This window comes from Microbacterium sp. CPCC 204701, from assembly GCF_004010105.1.
GTDB lineage: Bacteria > Actinomycetota > Actinomycetes > Actinomycetales > Microbacteriaceae > Microbacterium.
In genome coordinates this window covers 1-4147 of the sequence record NZ_RRYE01000273.1, presented here as the reverse complement: position 1 = coordinate 4147, position 4147 = coordinate 1, and the positions used below count along the sequence as shown (strand labels likewise).

Genomic DNA, 4147 nt, shown 5'->3' with positions numbered 1-4147 from the left:
GGCGGCACGGCGGTCGGCGTCGCCGGGTCGCGCCCGGCGTCGACGTCTTCGAGGTACTCGCGGATGACCGACAGCGGCAGGTAGTGGTCGCGCTGCAGCGTGAGCGCGAGCCGCAGGCGCTCGAGGTCGGCCTGCGAGAACTTGCGGTACCCCGACTCGGTGCGCGTCGGCGCGACGATGCCCTGCACCTCGAGGAAGCGCAGCTTGCTGGAAGTGAGCGACGGGAACTCCGGCGACAGCCGCGCGAGCACCTGGCCGATGCTCAGAAGACCCGCGGACGCCGAGCGTTCGCGGGCGGATGCGCTGGGCATCAGGCGTCCGCCGCCTGCCGGAGGTCGGCGGGTGACACGAAGAAGTTCAGGCGGAACTTGCCGACCCGCACCTCGGCGCCATTGCTGAGGGTCGCACGGTCGACGCGTTCGCCGTTGACGTACGTGCCGTTGAGCGAGCGCTGATCGACCAGCTCGAACGCGGTGCCCGTGCGCGTGATCTCGGCGTGGCGTCGCGACACGGTGACGTCGTCGAAGAAGATGTCGGCTTCGGGATGCCGGCCCACTGTCGTCACGTCGGTGTCGAGCAGGTAGCGGGCGCCGGCAGTCGGCCCGGAGCGCACCAGCAGCAGCGCAGCCCCCGAGGGGAGCGCGTCGATCGACTCGAGCTCGGCTTCGCCCAGTTCGCTGCCGAACGGCACGAACGACAGGTCGGAGTCGTGCCCGAACGTCTGGGTCGTATCGGCGCCACGGTCGGACTCGCGCGCGTCGGCCCCGGCAGCCCGGCGGATGTCTCCCTGGTCGGGTCGGCGGTCGTCGTCCACGGTGCTCCTCCTTCGACAGCCCAGCCTATCCGATCGCCCGGCCCGCGGAAGAGCCGGATTCCGACTCGGGCGCGTCGGCCGCGATCGCGCTGCGCGCCCCCAGTGTTTCGCCGCGTGTCACGCGGAATGCCGCGGCGAGAGGACCGGTTCTAGCCTGGCTGGACCGTCCGGGCGGAGCGATTCCGCCGAGGATCCGACCGAGATGGAGCCGACCATGTCCACCCCGCGCCGCCACATCCCGCCCCTCGAGGTGCGCGAGCGTGTGGCGTGCATGTGCGACCACGAAGACGCCTGCACCTCTTTCGCGCCGGGCCACGCCCTCCACCTCATCCAGGCGCGCCTGGCCGCCGCGACCCCGTCGGACTGGGCCGACGCGATCGTCGAGGCATCAGACCCGGGCTCGGGCTTCCTGATCGTGCGGACGCTCACCGGCGCCGACCCGGTGTCGCTGTGGAACGGCACGGGCGCAGCTGCGCACGCGGCACCGGGGACCCCGGTCGCCCTCCACGAGCGCTACGACGTGCTCGCTGTGGGCGGCACGCGCTTCAACGTCCTCCGCGGCTGACACTTCCATGGGCTCGTCGCCGGGGATCCGCCGGAGCACGAGAAAGGCGACGAGCTCAGCCCATCGCCATCATCGAATTCTTCATCGCCGTGCAGGCATCCATGCACGCCTGGCAGGCCTGAGCGCACATCTTGCAGACCTCGCTGTGGTCGGCGTGCTCCATGCACTCGTCCATGCAGAGCCGGCACATGGCGATGCAGGCGTCGAGCATCGACATCATCACGGCCGGGTTCATGCCCTGCGGGCGCATCATGGCGCGCATCATCGTGTTGCACATGTCCGCGCAGTTCATGCACGCGGGCGCGCACGACATCATCTGCGTGGAGCACACCGTGCATGCCTGCTCGCACGCCGAGCAGGCATCCATACACGCCTGCATGACCGACATGTCCATGGTCTCCATGCCGGGCATCGACATCATGTCCTTCGACATGGCGCCCATCATCATGGCGTCCATCTCCACCGTCCTTCCGCTGTCCGGTCGGCGGGGCAGGTGCTCCCGCCTGCGGCCATGCTAAGCCTGGCGGGCTGCGGATCGTAGGGCCGGTTAGGCTCGATCGCGTGATGTCACGAACATTTCACGATGCTCGCCACGCCCGTCTCGTCGCGCTCGTCGTGGGGCTCCTGTTGGCCGCCCTCACCGTGCTGGCCACGGCGTCGCCCGCCCACGCGCATGACGAGCTCCTGGGCAGCGATCCCGCAGCCAAGAGCACGGTCGACGCGCTTCCCGCACAGCTGCGACTCACCTTCAGCGGCGTGATCGCCACCGAGGAGCGGGCATCCGAAGTGCAGGTGACGGATGCCTCGGGCGTAACGCTCACCGACGGCGCACCGACTGCGCAGGACAACGTGCTCACCCAGCCGCTCGCGGGCGAGGCATCCGGCACCGTCACGGTGCTGTGGAAGGTCGTCTCGAGCGATGGACACCCGATCTCGGGCGAGTTCTCGTTCACTGTCGCGGGCGCGCCGGCGCCCACGGCCGAGCCGGACGAACCGGCTCCGACCCGGACCGCGACGCCGACGCCGACCCTCATCGACGACATGACGGACGACCCGGTCGAGACGCCGCTCGTAGGTCTCATCCCGGTGCTTCTCGCCGCCGGTGTCGCCGCGGTCGTGATCGCCCTCGTCGTCTCCGCCCGCCGACGCCGGAGCGGCCCCTCCGGACCCGGCTCCGAGCCTCCTGCCGACCAGTAGGCTTTTACACATGCCTCACTACGACGTCGCCATCCTCGGCGCGGGCCCCGGCGGGTACGTCGCGGCCGTGCGTGCCGCACAGCTCGGCCTCACGGTCGCGATCATCGAAGAGAAGTACTGGGGCGGTGTCTGCCTCAACGTCGGCTGCATCCCCTCGAAGGCTCTGCTGAAGAACGCCGACCTCGCGCATCAGTTCCATCACAAGGCCGACCTGTTCGGCATCTCGGGCGACGTGCACTTCGACTTCGGCGTGGCGTGGGATCGCAGCCGCAAGGTCGCCGACACCCACGTCAAGGGCATCCACTACCTGATGAAGAAGAACAAGGTCACCGAGTACGAGGGGCGCGGCACCTTCACCGGGCCCAACGCGATCAGCGTGGCCAAGGCCGACGGCTCCACCGAGGACGTCACCTTCGACAACGCCATCATCGCGACCGGCTCGAGGGTGCGCCTGCTCCCGGGCGTCACGCTGAGCGACAACGTCGTGACCTACGAGGAGCAGATCCTCTCGCGCGAGCTTCCGACCTCCATCGTGATCGTCGGAGCCGGCGCGATCGGCATGGAGTTCGGGTTCGTCATGGCGAACTACGGCGTCAAGGTGACGATCATCGAGTTCCTCGACCGTGCGCTTCCCAATGAGGACGCCGACGTCTCGAAGGAGATCGCGAAGCAGTACAAGTCGTACGGAGTCGACATCCTCACCTCGACCAAGGTCGAGACGGTCACCGACCACGGCGACCGCGTCACCGTGACCTACACACCGGCGGCCGGCGGCGAGACCCAGTCCATCGACGCCGACAAGGTGCTCATGTCGATCGGCTTCGCGGCGAACGTGGAGGGCTTCGGCCTCGAGAGCACCGGCGTGAAGCTCACCGAGCGCGGTGCCATCGACATCGACGACCACATGCGCACGAACGTGCCGCACATCTACGCGATCGGCGACGTCACCGCGAAGCTGCAGCTCGCCCACGTGGCCGAGGCGCAGGGCGTGGTCGCGGCCGAGACGATCGGCAAGGCCGAGACGATGACCCTCGGCGACTACCGCATGATGCCGCGCGCGACGTTCTGCTCGCCGCAGGTCGCCTCGTTCGGCCTCACCGAGCAGCAGGCGCGCGACGCCGGCTACGACGTCAAGGTCGCGAAGTTCCCGTTCTCGGCGAACGGCAAGGCCAACGGCCTCGGCGAGGCGATCGGCTTCGTCAAGCTCATCGCCGACGGCGAGCACCTCGAGCTGCTGGGCGGCCACCTGATCGGACCGGACGTCTCGGAGCTTCTGCCCGAGCTCACGCTCGCGCAGAAGTGGGACCTCACCGCTCTCGAGGCGGCGCGCAACGTCCACACGCACCCGACGCTGTCGGAGGCCGTGCAGGAGGCCTTCCACGGTCTCGCCGGCCACATGATCAACCTCTGACGCCACCCTCGCGAGGCGAGACGGTCAGTGGCCGAGGGCTCGCGCGAGCTTCGAATCGGATGCCGCGGGCCGCGCACCGGCGGTGAGCGCGGCCTCTGCGACCGCGGCGAAGAACGCCGCGCGCGCGTCGGGGTCTGCCGGGGCGGCGGGGCCGAGCTCG

Annotated in this window: 6 protein-coding genes; 3 read left to right on the top strand and 3 right to left on the bottom strand. The window is 69.4% G+C overall.

Annotation, left to right across the window (positions count from 1 at the left end; all coding sequences use genetic code 11):
- The coding region (locus tag EIO58_RS13730) for a MerR family transcriptional regulator (protein ID WP_164861708.1) at window positions 1–311 on the bottom strand (311 nt) is incomplete at its 3' end.
- Window positions 311–814 carry an FHA domain-containing protein gene (locus EIO58_RS13725; protein ID WP_127820006.1) on the bottom strand — a complete coding sequence of 168 codons (504 nt, stop codon included), beginning with the start codon at window positions 812–814 and terminating at the stop codon, window positions 311–313. The genes EIO58_RS13730 and EIO58_RS13725, both read right to left, overlap by 1 nt.
- Before the next feature lie 214 nt (window positions 815–1028).
- Between EIO58_RS13725 and EIO58_RS13720 the strand changes: the two genes are divergently transcribed.
- A complete protein-coding gene (locus EIO58_RS13720) occupies window positions 1029–1379 on the top strand; it encodes a hypothetical protein (protein WP_127820005.1) in 351 nt (116 codons plus the stop codon).
- 55 nt (window positions 1380–1434) lie between these two features.
- On the opposite strand, the gene EIO58_RS13715 is transcribed toward EIO58_RS13720, so the two are convergent.
- Window positions 1435–1836 carry a hypothetical protein gene (locus EIO58_RS13715; protein ID WP_127820004.1) on the bottom strand — a complete coding sequence of 134 codons (402 nt, stop codon included), beginning with the start codon at window positions 1834–1836 and terminating at the stop codon, window positions 1435–1437.
- Between the two features lie 107 nt (window positions 1837–1943).
- On the opposite strand from EIO58_RS13715, the gene EIO58_RS13710 reads away from it, so the two are divergent.
- Window positions 1944–2576 (top strand): copper resistance CopC family protein, encoded by a 633-nt coding sequence (locus tag EIO58_RS13710; RefSeq protein WP_127820007.1) that lies wholly within the window; start codon window positions 1944–1946, stop codon window positions 2574–2576.
- 10 nt (window positions 2577–2586) lie between these two features.
- Window positions 2587–3987 carry a dihydrolipoyl dehydrogenase gene (gene lpdA, locus EIO58_RS13705; RefSeq protein WP_127820003.1) on the top strand — a complete coding sequence of 467 codons (1401 nt, stop codon included), beginning with the start codon at window positions 2587–2589 and terminating at the stop codon, window positions 3985–3987.
- Window positions 3988–4147 lie beyond the last annotated feature (160 nt).